Here is a 17,602-nt window from a genome sequence, read left to right as displayed (position 1 = left end):
CCTAAAATTCTGCCTGCGCGGTGGCCGGCTCCATGACAAACCCCGCCACCGGGCATGACATCCATCAAGTGGCGAAAGGGGGCCTAGGCTGCTTCCTGACGTGAAACAGTCAGGCGCCCCGCCCCACCAGCCGCTGAATGGCAGAAGTAAGCGAGAATCAGCAACACCGATAACCCGGTATAACCGGCCGAGTGGCAACTGATGTAGTTTGGACTTTGTAGTTCAAGCTACAGGCCGAGCTACTACGTGCCTAGCGAGAAGTTGAAGACCACCCTGGAGCCATCGGGAGCAATGGCCAGCAGTTGAATCAGGCCCCGCTGGGCGGCTAGCAGCGCCGCGTCGATGTCCTGGGGCGTGGCGATGGACTGGCCGTTGATGAAGGCGATGACCGTGCCGCTGGGCACGCCCAGCTGCGCGAAGAAGCCGCCCTCGCGCACCTCCGCCACCAGCACCCCCGCCCGCAGCTGGTAGCGCTGCCGGAGCGCATCGGGGAGCGGCGCGAAGCGCGCGCCCAGCTTCTCGCGGATAGTAGTCAGCGCGGCCGTATTGCTGGGGGCTTCGGCCGTAGTTGGCTCGCCCTTCAGCGTCACCGACACGGTGCTGGGGGTGCGGTCGCGCAGGTAAGTGAGCTGCACCACGTCGCCGGGGCGGTGCCGGGCCACGCGCTCCGAAAACTCGGCCGACGAACTGAGCGTGACCCCATCAATGCGTTGAATCACATCGCCTTCGCGCAGGCCGGCTGTGGCCGCGGCGCTGCCCGGCAGCACCCCCGTGATGTAGACCCCCGCCACCGCGCCCGGCTGCAAGCCTTGCTGGCGGAGGTACTGCTCTTCGGCGGCCGGGGCCGGAAACGCCACCCCCAGCACCCCGCGCCGCACCGTGCCGAACTGCTGCAAGTCGCCCAGTATCTTCTTGGCTAGGTTCACCGGAATGGCAAAGGCGTAGCCCGCGTAGCTGCCGGTTTGCGAGGCGATGGCCGAGTTAATACCCACCAGCTCGCCGCGGGTATTGACGAGCGCGCCGCCGCTGTTGCCGGGGTTGATGGCCGCGTCGGTCTGGATAAACGACTCAACCCCGGCGTTGCCGGCGGGTGCTTGGTCCGGCTCGCCGTCGTTGCTGCGGCGGGGCCGGTTGATGATGCCGATGCTGCGGGCCTTGGCGCTCACGATGCCGGCCGTGACGGTGGTATTGAGCGAGAAGGGGTAGCCCACGGCCACCACCCACTGGCCCACCTGCACGCTGTCGGAGTTGCCAAACTGCAGCGTCGGCAGCTCGGTAGCGGCGATTTTAAGCAGGGCCAGGTCGGTGTTGGGGTCGCGGCCCACCAACTCGGCCGCAAATTGGCGCTTGTCGGGCAGAATGACCTGGATGGCGCTGGCGTTTTCCACCACGTGGTTGTTGGTGGCGATGTAGCCATCGGGGGTGATGAGGATGCCCGAGCCGGAGGCCCGCGCCACCCGCTCGCCGCCGGGTGCTCCGTAGGGCTGGCCGTAGGCCTCGGTTTCCGGGGTCGCGGCATACGTGGTTTTAATGTGCACCACAGCGGGGCTGGCCACGCGGGCGGCTACTACAAAATCGGCCATCGGGCTGGGCGCGCTGCTCGCCGGCGCAGTGGTTATTTGCAAAGGCGACCCGGTGGTAGGGGCTGGGGCTCCGGCCGTCGCCGGGCCTTGCTTGCCGGTTTTGCCGGAGCAGCCCCCTAGGAGCAGCGCCGCGCCAAAAATACCGGCCAGCAGCCCGGTGGTCGATTGTATTTTCTTCATACGTACTTACTACATAAGAAACCTGTTTGGGAAGTAGGCAGGTTTTGGCAGGTTTTTGTCTTTACGAGGGAAGGCCGCCCGGGCGTTTTCAGGGCGCTGCGCCTAGGTCAGGCGAGGGACAGCAGCCAGAAGCCCGCGGCCCAGGCTGGTTCAGCTGGTGAAAAAGAGATTTCCCGTAGCAAGCTGCTGAGTAAGAAAGTAGAATCGTATGCCTGCGTAGTAGAATAGATGGCCACTCCATTTTACCCCTACGGGCCCGCGGCCCGCAAAGCCAAGGGCCCCACCCGCGCGCCGCTGAAACGGGGCAGGTGGGGCCTAGGGCAAGGGGCTAGCGGCTAGCGCTTAGCGGCGCCTAGGGGCTTTGCGGGCGGCCGGCTTGCGAGTAGCGGCTTTCTTGGCCGGGGCCTTCTTGGGGGCGGGCGAGGTTTTGCCTTGTTGCAGCAACTCGGCTACCGTGGGGGCGGGGCCGTATTTCGCCTCGGCGGCGTTGGCTTCGCCGGTCAGGTAGGGGTCGAAGTCGACGCGGCGGTTGAGGGCGCGGCCGGCGTCGGTGTCGTTGGTGGCGATGGGCTTGGTTTCGCCGTAACCGCGGGCCTCGATGCGCTCGGCGGCGATGCCTTTGCTGAGCAGGTAGGTGCGGGCCGTCGTGGCTCGCTCGTAGCTCAGGCGCAGGTTGTAGTTGTCATCGCCCTTGCTATCGGTATGGCCGGCAATGCTGAGCGAGTAGTCGGGGTACTCGTTGAGTATCTGCACCATCTGCTGCAGCTTCGGATACGAGCTGGGCTTCAGGGTTGCCTTGTCGAAGTTGAACTGAATATACTTGGTGGCCTCGTTGAGGGTCTTCTTGGCCTCGGCCTTCATCTCGGGGCAGCCTTTGTTGCTGGCCGGGCCGGCGCGGTCGGGGCAGCGGTCCTGGAAGTCGGGCACGCCGTCGCCGTCACGGTCGAGCGGGCAACCGCTGGCATCTACCTGCACGCCGCTGGGCGTGTTGGGGCACTTATCTTGGAAGTCGGGCACCTTGTCGCCGTCCGAGTCGAGCGGGCAGCCCGAGGCATCGACGCGCACGCCGGCCGGGGTGTTGGGGCACTTGTCGTCGCTGTCGGCCACGCCGTCGTTGTCGGTATCGGGGCAGCCCTGCAGGGCAGCCAGGCCTTTTACATCGGGGCACTTGTCCTGGTAGTCGGCCACGCCGTCGCCGTCGCGGTCGAGCGGGCAGCCGTTTAAGTCCACTTTTACACCCGTGGGCGTGCCGGGGCACTTGTCTTTCTTGTCCGATACGCCATCGCCGTCGGTATCCTGGGCCTGGCCCAGGTTGGCGCGCACGCCGGCCGAGAAGTTGAGGTAGCGGTCCTTCTTATCCCAGAAGGTAGTGGCGTTGTTATCTATCCCGTCGAGGCGGTCGTCGGTGGTTTGCAGGTAGCCTTGCGTAGCCTGCAAAAAGAGTACGGCGCCCTGGCCAAGGTGAAAATCGAGACCACCGCCCAGCTGGCCGGTGAAGCTGCCGAAGCGGGTGAAGTTGTTGGCTGCCGTGGTGCTAGCGTAGCGGTCGGCCAGCACCCAGGCAAAGCCCGGCTCAATCAGCACGTAGGGGTGCAGGAAGAAGTTGTCGTTGATGGGGGCCTTAATCTTGAAGCCTAACCCAGCCTGGTACAGCTGCGCCCGGAAGCGCGGGCCAACCCCGGCGTTGTTTTCATCGGCCGGGTAGCGCAGGCGCAGGTAGTCGAGGTCGAGCTTGATATCGAGCACCTTGCCCACGTAGCGGGTAATGTCGATGCCGCCGCTATAGGGCATGTTCTGGAAGTTCCAGAACCGGTTGCCCAGGTCGCCCCGGTACTGCGTGGCATTGGCGTGCAGGCCGATGGCGGTTTTGCGCTCGGCGGTTTGGGCCTGCGCCTGCGGAGAGGCGGCCAGCCCACCTAGACTAAGCAGGGCCGCTGTATAAAGATGGTGTTTCATGCCGAAGGAGATGTTACGTGAGGGTTGGGGGCAACCGCGCGCCCGTGTCGAGCGAATGCTGTTTCCCCGAAAAAAAACTATTGATTATGAGTTTATTAGCTTGTGATTCGGCGTTTGGCCGGGCAGCGGGCCTAGTGGTTTTTGGCCGCCGCCGCGCGCAGGGCCGCGCCTACTCCCGGCTGGCCCACGAAGGGCACGGCGGCCCCCGTAGCCCTGGAGGGAGCTGCGGCGGGGGCCGCCGAATCGGGTATGGGCGCTTTGGTGGGCGCGGTCTGGGTGGACGCATCGGCTACCTGGGCCGGGGCTGGGCCGTTGCAGGCGGCCAGCAGCAGGGCACCGGCGGCGCTGAAAAGTGCGGCGGCCAGCGAATGAGGTTTTTTCACGGCTTGCGGGAGGGGGAATGGGGTGGCCGCCTAGGTGGGGGCCGGCCACCAGCCAGCTAAAGCAACTGGGGTGACGAGCGGCGCAAAAGTTGCGGCGCTAGTGGTTGACTAGGTCAAAAGTAGCGGCCCGCCCAGGCCGCGCGCCCTGACAAAAATCATCGAATCACACAATTAAAGTCATGGCCGAGGGTGCGCCTGCGGACCGAATTTTAAGGATGACCTGCTTTCTCCTCATTCGGTGCTGGTTTGGTGCGGGCGGGTGCTTGCCCCGCTACGCGGCCCCGGCTGCGCCGGCCCGCCAGCTCCTTTTACCCCGGTTTTCCTGACTTATGACGCACTCTGCTACCCTTTCCGAAACCCTGGCGGCCCTGCTGCGCACGGGCTACACCGAAACCTTCACCCTGCGGCCCGACTGCCTGGCTGGTCAGCGCTCGGCCATTCTGCTAGGTGCCCACGAGTTTGAGGTGACCGGGCACTACCACCCGGCGGACGCGCCCCCCCATACCGTAGTCTATGCCATTTTCTCGGCCCGGTTCAACCTGCGGGGCACGCTAGTGCACGACGGTACCGAAGCCGGGGCGGGCCTGCTGGTCGCCGCGCTGCAAGCGAAGGCGGCCTTGGTCAGCCTGGGTTAGGGAGTGTTGGGTGGCCCTAGGGCATAAGGCCCCACCCTAGGGCTGCCCGCAACCACCAGTCATTAAACAAGGCTGCCGGGTGTGGGTGGGCTGCCGGCCAGGCGCAAGAGCTGTTCGGCAATGGCCTCGCCTTCGGGCAGGCCCGCCTGGCGCCACAGCTCGATGCCGTGCCGCACCAGCACAAACGTGGGCAGCGACGCGGCCCGAAAGCTGCGCACCACCACGGGGTCGTTTTCCTCCTCCACCACCAGCACCTGAATGGCGGCTCCCAGCCGGTGCTGAAGCGCCGTGCGCAACTTGGTGGCCGTGGCCCACGCCTGCTGACGCAGGCCCCCGGCCACCAGGGGCAGCAGCACCAGCAGCACCGCCGCTTGGGGGGGGAGCAAGGCAGGGGACGAGGCTAGGGGCATAAGCGCGGAAGCGAGGTGTAAGCCCAAATGTAACCGCTGCTGCGAGCAGCCTCACATGACGCGCAAGGGGCCGAAGCGTGACGTTTGTCAAGTACCCCGGCGCGGGCCGCCAATCGCGCTTTTGTCGGCAGAATCGCCGGCCGCCCGTATACCTAGGGCCACCTGCTGGCCATCCGCTGCCCTTTATGCCAACTCCTACTACCCCGCTGCCGGCCGGCGCGGCCTTTCCGGCCGAGCTGCTGCCCGCTTTGCTCCACCTGTCGCTGGCGGCCGTGCTGCTGCTGCGCCCGGTGTACGCGCCGGAAGGGGGCGAGCTGGTCGATTTTACGGTCGAGTACCTCAACCCCGCCGGGCGGCGCAGTCTCAGGCAGCCCGAGCGGCCGGGTGGCACGCTGCTCACGCATTTCCCGCACCTGGGCGAGAGCGGGGTGCTGGCCTTCTACTGCCGCGTGTACGAAACCGGCGAGGCGGGCCGCTACAACGTGCACTACCAGGCCGATGGCCTCGATAGCTACTTCTACGTGGCCGCCGAGCGCCAGGGGCCGTGGCTGCTGGTGAGCTTTACCGACACCGCCGAGCAGCCCCGCAGCGCGGTAGAGGCCGCGCTGCGGGCCAGCCAGGCCCAGGAGCGCAGCGCCTGGGTGGCGGCCGAAAGCCAGCGCCGCCGCCTGCTGGGGCTCATTGCGCAGGCACCCGTCATCCTGGCCATGCTGCACGGCCCCGAGCACTTGCTCGAACTGGTGAACGAGGGCTTCCGGCAGGCGTTTGGCTACCGCCCGCTGCTGGGCCGCCCCTGCCGCGAAGCCGCCCCGGAGCTGGCCGGCCAGCAGCTGTTCGAGCGCCTCGACGAGGTGTACCGGACGGGCGAGCCGTTTCGGGCCGACGAGCTGCTGGTGCATCTGGACCGCACCAACTCGGGCCGGCCCGACCCGTTTTATTACAACCTGATGTTCCAGGCCATCCGCGACGAGGCCGGCTTGGTGAGCGGGGTGCTCATCGTGGCCACCGAGGTGACGTCGCTGGTGCGGGCCCGCCAGCAGGTGCAGGAGCTAAACCAGGAGCTGGCCGCCGCCGTGGAGCAGCTGCGCCTGAGCAACACCGACCTCGAGCACCAGGTGGCCGATCGCACCCACGCCCTGCTCGTGACCATGACCGAGCTGGAAAAGCAGCGCCAGGCCCTAACCCAGGCCCTGGTGGCCGAGCAGGAGCTGGGCGAGCTGAAGTCGCGCTTCGTGAGCATGGCCTCGCACGAGTTCCGCACCCCGCTCACCACCGTGCTCACCTCGGCCGAGCTGATTGCCGACTACCCCACCGCCGACCAGCAGCCCCAGCGCCTGCGCCACCTCGGGCACATCGGCGCGGCCGTGGCGCAACTCAACGACCTGCTGGAGGAGTTTTTGTCGGTGAGCCGCATCGAGGAAGGCAAGCTGGAAACCCACCCCGGTCCCCTCACCCCGGCCACCCTGCTGGCCGAAACCGTGGCCGCTGTGCAGGGCCTCTGCAAGCCCGGCCAAACCATCGTGCAGCACGCCGACTGCCCCGACCCCATCCTGCTCGATGCCTCGCTGCTGCGCAAAATCCTGCTCAACCTGCTCTCCAACGCCCTCAAGTACTCGGGCGAAAACTCGGTGGTGACGGTGCGCACCCAGTGCCGCGCCAACCAGCTCACGCTCAGCGTGCAGGACCAGGGCGTGGGCATTGCGCCCGAAGACCAGGAACACCTGTTCGAGCGGTTTTTCCGCGCTAGTGCCACCGCCTACGTGCCCGGCACCGGCCTAGGGCTCTACATCATCGCCCGGTACCTGGAGCTGATGAGCGGCAGCGTGGACCTGACCAGCGAGCCGGGCGTGGGCACCACCTTCACGGTGACCATTCCATACGCCCCCGCTGAGGATTGAGGGCGGGGCGCTAGCGTGGCCGACTCTCGTCGCCCGTCAACCCCACCCCCTAGCCCCCTCCCCTCCGGGAGAGGGGGAACTAGCTTCTAGCTCTAAAATTCTAGTCGCCGTTTCTGAAACTAAAGCTAGTCCCCCCTCTCCCTAAGGAGAGGGGGCTAGGGGGTGAGGTTGACGCCCGGCGAGTAACTAGAACGTAACAGCCCTAGGGGCTATGGCGTGAGGCACCTCGCCCGCCCATACCGGCACTTGACAAATGTCATGGGTTGTGCCTGCGTTTTGTCATGTTTGGTCGTGGTTAAGTGCCGGTAGCTTTGAGGCAGTCTCCCAGGCCGGGTTGGCGCTGGCAGCAATGGCCCCGCTAGGTAGGGGCCGCCAGTCGCCAGCGAGCACCGGGGCAGGCAGAGTGGCTGCGTTGCGCCAAACGGCAGCCGCTTGCACTTCTCATTTCCACCCCCTTTTCCCGTTTTTTTAGCATGAAAAACCAAACCGTAGTAGGCATCTTCAACACCGCTGACGAAGCCAAGCAAGCCGTTCAAAAACTTTCCACCGCCGGTTTTGAGCGCAATTATGTCGATATATCGCAGGCCGTACCCGGCACCAGCCCCTCAGGCACCACTGGCACCCAGCCTAGCCAACACGACGATAATGACGGCATCAGCGGCTTCTTCAGCTCGCTGTTCGGGGGCGACGACGACGAGGCCCGCACCTATGCCGAAGTAGCGCGCAGCGGCCACTCGGTCGTGACCGTGCACGTGGACACCGCCGAGCAGGCCCACCGGGCCGCTGATATCCTGGACGATGCCGGCGCGCTCGATGTGAACAGCAAGGCCGCCGAGTACGGCCTGCAAAAGAACTACGCCGCCGGCCAGGACGACAACCAGCGCAACCAAGCCACCCAAGCCGCCCAGGATAAGGCCGATGGCATGACGGCCAAGGTCATCGAAGAGAAGCTGGAAGTAGGCAAGCGCACCGAGCAAACCGGCGGCGTGCGCCTGCGCTCGCGCATCGTGGAGAAGCCCGTGGAGGCCAGCGTGCGCCTGCGCGAAGAGCACGTAACGGTGCAACGCACCCCCGTGAACCGCCCCGCCACCGAGGCCGATTTCAAGGCCTTTAAGGAAGGCGACCTGACCGTGACCGAAAGCGCCGAGCGCGCCGTGGTGGCCAAAGAAGCCCACGTGGTGGAAGAAGTATTGCTGGGCAAAAACGTGACCGAGCGCGAAGAAACCATCCACGAAACGGTGCGCAACACCGAAGTAGATGTGGAGCAGATTCCCGCTAACCAGCAGGGCAACCCCAAGCAATCCTAATTTTTTAAAAGCTCCCTATCCGTCCCGCTGGGATGGGTGGGGAGCTTTTTAGTTAACTGTTACTTACTACTATGACTCCTACTTCTAACTCTTCGAACCTGGAGCGCCCGCCGGTAGTGGCGGCCTTCTCCCCGCCCGAGCCGCTGCCCGTGGCCGCGCCCACCCGGCTGCCGGCTATGAAGCGCATCTCGTGGGGCGCGGTGTTGGCGGGCACGGTGCTGGCCATCGCCTTGCAGCTGGCCCTGAGCTTGCTGGGCCTGGGCATTGGCCTGGGTACCATCGACCCGCTCACCGAGCAAAACCCCATGTCGGGCATCGGCATGGGGGCCGCCATCTGGTGGGTGGTTACCATGCTGGGCTCGCTCTTTTTGGGGGCCACCGTGGCCGGCCGCCTGGCCGGGATGCCCCGGTCTTCCACCGGAATGCTACACGGCCTGCTCACGTGGTCGGTGGTCACGCTGTTCACCTTTTACCTGCTCACCACGGCCGTGGGCCGCGTCGTGGGCGGCGTTACGGGCATCGTGGGCCGGACGCTGTCGGGCGTGGGCTCGGGCATCGCGGCCGTGGCCCCGCAGGCGGGCCAAGCCATTGAGAATGAGCTGCAACGCCAGGGCATCGACCTGAGCGACCTTAAGCAGCAGGCCCGCCTGCTGCTGCGCCAGACCGGCAAGCCCGCCCTCAACCCCGACAACCTCGAAGCCCAGGCCCGCGCCGCCGGCCGCGACGCGCAAGCCGGGGCCGAGCAAAGCGCCACCAATCCCCAGAATACCGGCGACAACTTCGACGACGTCATCGACAACCTCACCCGCCGGGCCGATAACATCGGTAACGCCGCCGACCGCACCGCCGCCGTGAACGTGGTGATGCAGCGCACCGGCAAGAGCCGCGCCGAGTCGGAGCAGATTGTCGACAACTGGATTTCAACCGCCAAGCAGGCACAGGCCAAGCTCGGCAAGCTGAAAGACCAGGCCGGGCAGCAAGCCCGGCAGGTAGGCGACGCCGCCGCCGAGGGCTTGTCCAAAGCCGCCCTGCTGGCCGCCCTAGGGCTGGGCCTGGGGGCCGCCGCCGCCGCCGCGGGTGGCTGGCTTGCCACCCCCGACCGCACCGCCGAAACGGATACGCAGGTAAGCTAGCTTCCTCCAAAAAGGGCCTGAGCGGCAAGCGCGGCAGCCTTTTGGGGCCTGTCCCAGCCTGGCGCTACCCGCCTGCCGAACAGGCCCTTTTTGGGGGAAGCCGCCGCCGGCTCCTCATTACCTACCCCAACCTATGCAACCCTCCGAACCCCTGCCACCCGCCGACGCGGCCCCGGCGCAGACCATCCCGGTCGTCGCCGAAACGCTGCGCGTGGACAAGCAAACGGTGGAAACCGGCCGCGTGGTGCTGCACAAAACCGTGCACGTAGAAACGCAAACCGTGGCGGTGCCCCTGCGCCAGGAGCAGGTGCAGGTGCAGCGTATCGCTGTAGGCCGCTACGTGGACGAGGCCCCCGCCGTGCGCCACGAGGGCGACACCATGATTGTGCCCGTGCTGCGCGAAGAACTGGTAGTTACCAAGCGCCTGCTGCTGGTGGAGGAGCTGCACGTGCGCACCCAGGTGCTCACCACCCAGGACCTTCAAACCGTGGAGTTGCGCCACGAAGAAGTGCACTATGAGCGCCTGACCACACCCGACGCCGACGCGCCAGCGGCCGGGCCCTCGTCGGAGTCAACCCTTCCTTTCTGAGCTGTGAATTCCTTCGCCTAGGCTGGTAGCTCGTTTCCAGCTCTCTGGCGCCGGGCCGCACGTCGAAAAAGCAGCTAGCTACTAGCAGCTGTCCGTCCGAGTCCCGTCCTTGTAACAAGTACCATCAATCCAACTCTTCCCATCCCTATCCCTCTGAAAAGTTTCGCTCTCCTTTTGTTTTTGTGGCCCTAGGCTTGGTAGCCGCCACGCTCCGCTCGTGCGGCCGCGCCGACTACTCCTTTCAATCGAAAGCGTCCGCCTACCTGGGCTCTATACCCGTGGCCCGCACGCCGGCAGCGCCTCCCCACGCCACGCCCCCTGCGGCAGTTGCTACGGTTACGCTGAGTATCATCTTGCTGATAGTTAGCGCGGCGCTGTACTTTTTCAAGCTATTGTAAATAACCTGCCCGCCCCTAGGGCGCTGGCTTGAGCTGACGGGGAGGCCAGGGAATTTTATTCCCTGGCCTCCTTTTTTTATGAGGCTGTTTAGGATTCCCTGTTTAAGCGGTTTGGCAACTCGCTCTCATAGCAAAACCCTAAGCAGCCACATAATTATTCACCGTATTTATAGCACCCTGCCGAGAATAAATACGGTAATGAATCTCGTAGTCGCCACCCGCAAAACGGGTAGTTTAGCGGTGGTAAAGGGAGAGCGGGCAAGGTTGCTTTGCGAAAGCAAATTACTCCTATCCGCTCGTATGCTTATTCTCGTCCACCTACCCGGCCCGGCTACCCTAGGGGCTAGCCCGGCTTTAGCTCGCTGGCCGGCCGGCCGGCGCACTCAACTTAGCCCGCTGCCGCACCCCGATTACAGTGCCCTGCCCGACCGCCGCGCGAAAGGTGCGCCTCTACCTGACCGGCGCGTATGAAGGCACTCACCACCTGCACTGACCCCGGCTACCAAGAACCGGCGGTGCCCTCGCGGCTCGACCACTTCCTGGCGCGCTACCTGCAAGACCGGCGCGACCTGCCCTTTGCCTACCTGCTGCTAAAGCTCTCGGCCACGGTGCTGCCGCTGGCGGTGGCTTTGTTTGTGCCGGCCCTGCGGGGTGGGGCGTGGTGGGCGGCGCTGGCGGCGTTCTGGTACCTGAGCCTGCTGCGCTACAAGGGGCCGTTTGGGCTGATGCTGCACTGCACCAGCCACCGCGTGCTGTTCAAGAAGCAGTACGGCTACCTTAACTACTACATTCCGTGGGTAATAGGGCCGCTGTTTGGGCAAACGCCCGAAACGTATTTCGTGCACCACCTAGGCATGCACCACGCCGAAAACAACCTGCCCGAGGACGAAAGCTCGACCATGTTTTACCAGCGCGACTCGGCACTGGGCTTTCTGCGCTACTTCGGCGATTTTTTCCTGCTAGCGGCCGTGCGGCTCTGGGGCTACCTCACCCGGCGCCACCGGCTGGCGCTGCGCCGCCGCCTGCTGCGCGGCGAGCTGGCCTACCTGGCCGTGGCGCTGGGGCTGGCCTGGCTGAACCTGCCCGCCACGCTGGCCGTGTGCGCGGTGCCGTTCGTGGTGTCGCGCTTCATCATGATGCTCGGCAACTGGGCGCAGCACGCTTTCATCGCGCCCGAGAGCCCCGATAACTGCTACACCAGCAGCATCACCTGCCTCAACACCCCCTACAACCACCAGTGCTGGAACGATGGCTACCACGTCAGCCACCACCTGCGCCCCGCCCTGCACTGGACCGAGCACCCCCGCAGCTTCCGGCAGAACATTCAAATTTACATTGATAATGAAGCCATTGTGTTCGATGGCATTCATTTTCTGCACGTCTTCTGCTACCTCATGGCCAAGCGCTACGACCTGCTGGCCCGCCACTTCGTGGAGCTGCGCCCCATCCCCCGCACCGAGGCCCAGGTTACGGCCCTGCTGCGCGCCCGCACCCAGCGCCTGCCCCGCCCCGAGCTGGTGGCAGCCTAGCGGCTTTTCGCCGCCGCGCCCGGCTGGCCTTCTTTCACGCCCCCCATTTGTTAGCGCCCATGCCTAGGCTATCATTACCGGCAAAAGGCCCCGACGGGCTCCTTACCCACTCGCCCACGCCCGCCCTGGCCCTGACGCCCGGCGTCGACGTAGCTGGGCTGGTGGGCGTGCCGCACTTACTGGGGCGCGTGCTGGATACCTGCGCCAGCTTCCGGGTGGTGCCGGTGGGCCCGCTGACCTTGCAGCTTGATGGCCGCCTTACTGGCTGCTGCCACTTTGAGGCGGGCCGCTGGGTGCGCGGCCCCCTAGGCCCCGACCCCGCCTTTACCCTGCTGCCAACTCAGCACAGCCCATTTCCCCGCTCCACCTGGCAGCAAACCCTCGGCGGGATGCCCCTCGGGTGCAGTGATGATGAGCTGTCTGCCCGGCAGCGCCTGTGCCTGATTCCGCCGCCCGCCGCCCGCCCGGCCCCGCGCCTCGCGTATTTGGTGGCCGCGTGCCGGCGCTCGCTGGCGCAGGCCGTGCCGCGGCTGCTGGCGCAGCTGCGGGCCGAAGGCATCGGACCAGGCCAGCTAAAAGTGGTTGTGCTGGGCTGCGACCGCAACGAAGACCGCGAAATCGGGGGCGTTTCCTACGCCTTCAGCACCCACCGCGCCGGCGTGTGCACCGCCCTCTACGAGGCCCCTTTGCGCTGGCAGTTCGACTATGGGGTGCTGCTGCCCGCTGCCAGCGAGCTGCCGCCAGGCTTTCGCCACCAGGTGGAGCGCTTCAACACGTTTCTACCCTGGGACTACCTGCCGGCCGCCGGGGCGCTGGGCCTGTACTCCCGCGATTTTCTGAGCCGGCTGAATCCCTGGCTGGAACTTCTCGACGGGCTAACTCCCCACAACGAGCTGCTGGCCGAAGCCACCGTCGAGCTGCTGCGCCACGCCCGCACGGCCCTGGTCACGGGCGGCGAGTAGCCCGGCTGGGTGGGCCGGCCGTTACTTCATCCCTGGTAGTTTGAGCAGCGCGCTTTACGGCAAATAAACTAAATTGGGGTTTTAACTAGGTTTCAAAAGGTGCAGTGGCTGACCTATAAAACCAGCTTAATGATTCGCTACTGGGCGGGCCTTAGTAGTGATTCAAGAAGTGGGTTCGGAAAACCAGTTTAGTAACCATACTTCCTAAGCCGCACAACCTACCCTAGGCTTCCCCGTGCGGCTAAATCCCTACTGCGCCGTGGGGAATTTGCTTTGCATTTTGCTATTCTACGTACTTACAGCGAATTCGTAGTCAGTATCCAGTTTAGAGGCTTGCCCCGCCCGCCGGTCGCGCCAGTTCAACAGTGGTCGTGCAACGACGGGCGGAGATAAGCTCTGCCCCTACCCTATACTGACGCTGAACTTGTTTTAGCTCACCGGCCGTAGCAGGCGGCTCCAGCGAATTTTGTGCAGCAGGTCGGCGTAGGGGTCTAGAGAAAACCAGACGAGCACGGCCTTGCCCACCACGTGGTCTTCGGGCACGAAGCCCCAGAAGCGCGAATCCTCCGAGTTGTGGCGGTTGTCGCCCATCATGAAGTAGTAGTTCTGCTTGATGGTGTAGCTGGTCAGCGGCCGGCCATGCTGGGCTATCATGCCGTTCTGCCAGGTAATGCCCTGGTTGTGCTCGTACTGACTCACGATTTTGTAGTAGATGGCGGCGTTGGCGGGCGTCAGCTGGATGGTCTGACCTTTCTTGGGCACCGGCAGCGGGCCGTAGTTGTCGAGCTGCCAGCCGCGCGGCGCGGCGCTTAGCGCGCCCGACACGTGGAAATCGGCCGCATCGGGGAATAAGGTATTGGCCGGGAGGACGCCGCCCGCCACCGTGAGCGCCTGCACGTAGGGCTGCTGCCGGAAATAGGCGGCTACGGGCGCGGGACAGCTGATAACGTAGCCCGTTGTGCCCGTTTCGGGGTCTACCACAGCGGCGGGCAGGCCGTCGGGCTGCGTGTAGTCAACTACGCCGTGGTCGTGCAGGGCTTGGCGCACCTCGTCGTTGGGGTGGGCCACGGCCATGAAGTAGGTGGTTTGGGGCTGGCCCGCCACAACGCTGGGCTGGCCGTTCAGAAATACCTGCCCCTGCCGAATCGTGAGGGTGTCGCCAGCCACGGCAATGCAGCGCTTAACCAGGAACGTGCGCAAGTCGGCCGGGCGCTGCTGCTCGTGCGGCACGTGAAAAACTACTACGTCGTTGCGCTGCACCGAGCTAAAGCCCGGAAACCGGTAGGTGGGCAGCTGGATGAGGTCGGAGTAGCTTGGCCAGCCTAGGCCCGGCAAGGTCTGGTGCGTGAGGGGTACTTGCAGGGGCGTTTGGGGCGTGGTGGGGCCGTAGTGCAGCTTGCTCACGAATAGGTAGTCGCCCACCAGTAGCGAGTGCTCCATGCTCTCCGACGGAATGACGTAGGCCTCTACCGCCGACCAGCGAATGAGGGTGGCCGCCACCACGGCAAACACCAGCGAATTCAGCCACTCCCGCGACTGACTTTTGGGCTGCGGAGGTTGGGCATGAGGTGCCGGGCGCTGGGAGCGAAAGGACAGCATAAGAGAAGATAATGCGCTGAAAATAAGGTGCAAGCCGCTTGAAATGGGGTAGCTGCGGGTTAGTTAATAGCTCACTTTCTAACTTCATTACAGCGTAAATAAATTATTTTTCTCCTCCTATTCTGCGCAACCCTATTCTGCTCAGTGGCTTGCCCTAGGGGTGGAAGGCAAGTACAACTTGCTCCTAGCTTTTGCGCCACGCTGCAGTTGCCGTCAACAAGCAATTTGGCTTCGACCGCACAACCCTTTGCCCAGCCTACTACCTGATAGCCAGCCGATACGCGCCCGCCGCTAGCTGGTATTGCCGCAGCGGCCCCGTGGCCTGCACCACCCGGATACCTGCCCGCGAGGCCACCAGCGGCTGGCCGGCTTCGGATACCGCTTGGCCGGCGGCTACGGGCAGCGTGAGGGTAGCCGTGGCGTTGGGCGGCACCGTGACGTTGTAGACTACGGCAGCACCGTTTCTCGTCCAGGCCGACTTAATGAGGCCGTAGGGCCCTTCGTGGCTGGCCTCGAAGTGGTCGAGCCCGGCCACGAAATGGGGCGTGAGCAGCACGTTTTTGAAGCCCGGCTGCTGGGGGTCGGGCTTGATGCCCCCTAGGCCCTTGTAGAGCCAGGCGCCGATTTCGCCGAACATGATGTGGTTCATCGAGATGTCGCTTTTGGCGTCGATAGGCCAGTTTTCGTAGAGCGTGGTGGCGCCGTTGGCCATCCACCAGCCCCAGGAAGGATAGGTTTCCTGGGCGGCCAGGCGGTAGGCCACGTCGGCCTGGCCGTTGTCGCTCAGGGCCCCGAGGATGGCCTTAGTACCCAGCAGGCCCACGTCGAGGTGGTAGTGGTCGGCGGCCACGCGGCGGGCCAGGTTGGCGGCCACTTGCGCCCGCAGCTCGTCGGGCACCACGCCCCAGTACAGCGGCACGCTCAGCTCGGTTTGCACGCCGCTACCGTAGAGGCCCGTTTGGCGGTTCAGGTACTTGGCGTTGATGGCCGCGCGAATTTTCTGGGCTAGCGCCGAATAATGGGCGTAGTCGGCGGGGTGGCCCAGCAGCTTCGCTGCCTTAGCCAGAATGCTGGCGTCGGTGAAGTAATACACCGAGGACGTCAGCTCGACGGGCGACTTAGACTTGACCGGTACCCAGTCGCCGAGGCCCCAGCTGGTGAGGCCGCCGGGGCTGGTTTCGGCGAGGTGGTCGACGTAGCGCTTGAGGTTACCGTAGCAGTCGGCCAGCAACTTAGCGTCGCCGTAGAAGAGGTAGATATTCCAGGGAATAATAGCGATGGTGCTGGTCCAGTCGGGGCCGTTGCCCCACTCGTAGCCCCAGCCGTCGCTGGGAATAATAGAGGGCAGCACGCCGTTGGGCTGCTGCTCGTCGCGGTGGTCGGCCAGCCACTTCTCGTAGACCGTGATGCCGTCGAAGTTGTAGAGGCCGGTTTCGCTGGCGATGTGGGCGTCGCCGGTCCAGCCGTTTTTCTCGCGCTGGGGGCAGTCGGTGGGGTAGCCAAACAGGTTGGACAGGTACGAGTTGTTGGTGGCCCACCAGATTTTATTGATGGTCGGGTTGCTCGACTGCACCTGCCCCACCGGCGCCACGTCGCTGTGCATGAAGTAGCCGGTCAGGCTGCCCGCGCTCAGGGCCACGGGCTGGCTGCTGGTTACCTCCACGTACTGAAAGCCCTTGTAGTTGAAGCGGGGCATGAACGTTTCCTCGCCCCGGCCCCCTAGGGTGAAAATATCGGTCTGAAACGGGTCACTCTTGTCGGTAGGCCGGTAGTGCACGTCGATGTTCGACTGGTCGACGTGGCCATTGGGGTAGCGCCGCTCGCCGTGCTTGAGGTGCAGCACCGTGCCGGCCGGGCCCTGCACCCGCAGCTCGCTGACGCCCGCAATGTTGCGGCCCAGGTCAAACACGTAGGTCGTGTCGTTGAGCTTGGCCAGGCTTTGGGTCGGAATCTTTTCAACATTGCGGATGGGCGGCAGGGCCTGGGCCACGATGCGGCCGGAGGGCGCGGCGCGCGGCATAACGGGCTGCCACTTCGCGTCATCGAAGTCAACTGTATTCCAGCCCGGCTGCTCGCGGCGGGCGTCGTAGTGCTCGGCCGTGTAGATGCTGTTGAAGACCAGGGGCCCTAGGGCCGTTTTCCAGTCGGTGCCCGACGTGACGGTGGTCACGTGGCCGTCGGCACCGGTTAGGCGCAGGTCGAGGCAGAAGGCGGGGCGGTTGCGCCAGGGCGACTCGTGGAAGTACCACACGGCCGTGGACTGGTGATTGTACCAGCCGTTGCCCAGCAGCACGCCCACCGCGTTGCGGCCCGGCCGCAGGTAGGGCGTCACGTCATAGGTAACGTAGAGCGTGCGCCGGTCGAAGCGCGTGTACATGGGGTCGAGGCGGTGGTTGCCCACCTTGCGGCCGTTGATGTACAGCTCGTAGAGGCCCGCCACCGCGATGTATGCCCGCGCCTTTTGCAGGGCCCTAGGCACCTCAAACGTGGTGCGGAAGTAGGGCGCCGGCTTCAGGGCCACGTCGCGCGTGTCGCTTATCCAGGTGCCTTGCCAGTTCTTTTGGTCCAGAAGGCCGGTTTCAAAGCTGGCCACCTGGCCGGCTGCCGCGCCCCCAGCCTTGCCCCACGCCTGCACGCGCCAGTAGTACTTGGTGAACGGCTGCAGCGCCGGCCCGGCATACGTCACTAGCTGCTGCGCCGCCGCGACCTTGCCCGGTGCCCAGGTGCCGGCCCCGCCGCGCGCCACGACCAGCGAGTCGGTGCCAACCGCCAGCTGATAGGCCGTTTGCGCGGCCCCGCGCCGGTCGTCGTGTAGGCGCCAGGTGAAGCGGGGCCGGGGCGCATCCAGGCCGAGCGGGTTGGTCAGGTACTCGCAGCGCAAACCCACGGGCGTGCCGGCCGCCTGGGCCGCGGCGGCCTGGGACCCCAGCAACCAGCTGATAGCTAGCAAGCTAGCGCAGCTCAACAACCAACCCCAACCAGCAAACGGAACGCGAAATATAACCATCAAAGCAGAGAAGAAAGCAAATTGTAAAACAAA

At 65.0% G+C, this 17,602-nt stretch carries 13 protein-coding genes; 7 read left to right on the top strand and 6 right to left on the bottom strand.

The window, feature by feature from the left end; all coding sequences use genetic code 11:
• Window positions 1-242 precede the first annotated feature (242 nt).
• The 3 genes from HHL22_RS01445 to HHL22_RS01435 form a co-directional block, all read right to left on the bottom strand.
• A complete protein-coding gene (locus tag HHL22_RS01445) occupies window positions 243-1,763 on the bottom strand; it encodes a trypsin-like peptidase domain-containing protein (RefSeq protein ID WP_169529192.1) in 1,521 nt (506 codons plus the stop codon).
• Window positions 1,764-2,105: 342 nt separating this feature from the next.
• On the bottom strand, window positions 2,106-3,719 hold the full coding sequence (locus tag HHL22_RS24305) for an OmpA family protein (RefSeq protein ID WP_169529191.1): 1,614 nt from the start codon (window positions 3,717-3,719) through the stop codon (window positions 2,106-2,108).
• A 131-nt stretch (window positions 3,720-3,850) separates the two neighbouring features.
• Window positions 3,851-4,102, bottom strand: a complete 252-nt coding sequence (locus tag HHL22_RS01435; protein WP_169529190.1) for a hypothetical protein — start codon at window positions 4,100-4,102, stop codon at window positions 3,851-3,853.
• A gap of 329 nt (window positions 4,103-4,431) precedes the next feature.
• On the opposite strand from HHL22_RS01435, the gene HHL22_RS01430 reads away from it, so the two are divergent.
• Window positions 4,432-4,737, top strand: coding sequence for a hypothetical protein (locus tag HHL22_RS01430; RefSeq protein WP_169529189.1), 306 nt, complete (start codon window positions 4,432-4,434; stop codon window positions 4,735-4,737).
• A 62-nt stretch (window positions 4,738-4,799) separates the two neighbouring features.
• Here the strand turns inward: HHL22_RS01430 and HHL22_RS01425 are convergent, their stop codons facing one another.
• Window positions 4,800-5,123, bottom strand: coding sequence for a thioredoxin domain-containing protein (locus HHL22_RS01425; RefSeq protein WP_169529188.1), 324 nt, complete (start codon window positions 5,121-5,123; stop codon window positions 4,800-4,802).
• Between the two features lie 209 nt (window positions 5,124-5,332).
• Between HHL22_RS01425 and HHL22_RS23825 the strand changes: the two genes are divergently transcribed.
• The 6 genes from HHL22_RS23825 to HHL22_RS01395 all read left to right on the top strand — a co-directional run bounded on the left by HHL22_RS23825 (window position 5,333) and on the right by HHL22_RS01395 (window position 12,963).
• Window positions 5,333-7,045, top strand: coding sequence for a PAS domain-containing sensor histidine kinase (locus HHL22_RS23825; RefSeq protein ID WP_241737939.1), 1,713 nt, complete (start codon window positions 5,333-5,335; stop codon window positions 7,043-7,045).
• A 473-nt stretch (window positions 7,046-7,518) separates the two neighbouring features.
• On the top strand, window positions 7,519-8,352 hold the full coding sequence (locus HHL22_RS01415; RefSeq protein WP_169529187.1) for a YsnF/AvaK domain-containing protein: 834 nt from the start codon (window positions 7,519-7,521) through the stop codon (window positions 8,350-8,352).
• A gap of 71 nt (window positions 8,353-8,423) precedes the next feature.
• The gene (locus tag HHL22_RS01410; protein WP_169529186.1) at window positions 8,424-9,485 is read left to right on the top strand and encodes a hypothetical protein; all 1,062 of its coding nucleotides are present in this window, start codon (window positions 8,424-8,426) and stop codon (window positions 9,483-9,485) included.
• A gap of 133 nt (window positions 9,486-9,618) precedes the next feature.
• The gene (locus tag HHL22_RS01405; RefSeq protein WP_169529185.1) at window positions 9,619-10,074 is read left to right on the top strand and encodes a YsnF/AvaK domain-containing protein; all 456 of its coding nucleotides are present in this window, start codon (window positions 9,619-9,621) and stop codon (window positions 10,072-10,074) included.
• 865 nt (window positions 10,075-10,939) lie between these two features.
• Window positions 10,940-12,001 (top strand): fatty acid desaturase family protein, encoded by a 1,062-nt coding sequence (locus HHL22_RS01400; protein ID WP_169529184.1) that lies wholly within the window; start codon window positions 10,940-10,942, stop codon window positions 11,999-12,001.
• Window positions 12,002-12,060: 59 nt separating this feature from the next.
• Complete coding sequence (locus HHL22_RS01395) at window positions 12,061-12,963, top strand: hypothetical protein (protein WP_169529183.1); 903 nt, start codon at window positions 12,061-12,063, stop codon at window positions 12,961-12,963.
• Between the two features lie 429 nt (window positions 12,964-13,392).
• Here the strand turns inward: HHL22_RS01395 and lepB are convergent, their stop codons facing one another.
• Entirely contained in the window at window positions 13,393-14,562 is a 1,170-nt protein-coding gene (lepB, locus tag HHL22_RS01390; RefSeq protein ID WP_169529182.1) for a signal peptidase I, read from the bottom strand.
• Between the two features lie 259 nt (window positions 14,563-14,821).
• The gene (locus HHL22_RS01385; RefSeq protein WP_241737938.1) at window positions 14,822-17,494 is read right to left on the bottom strand and encodes an alpha-L-rhamnosidase; all 2,673 of its coding nucleotides are present in this window, start codon (window positions 17,492-17,494) and stop codon (window positions 14,822-14,824) included.
• Window positions 17,495-17,602 lie beyond the last annotated feature (108 nt).

It is taken from the genome of Hymenobacter polaris (assembly GCF_012927305.1).
Taxonomy (GTDB): domain Bacteria; phylum Bacteroidota; class Bacteroidia; order Cytophagales; family Hymenobacteraceae; genus Hymenobacter; species Hymenobacter polaris.
This window is presented reverse-complemented; position numbering and strand designations above follow the sequence as displayed.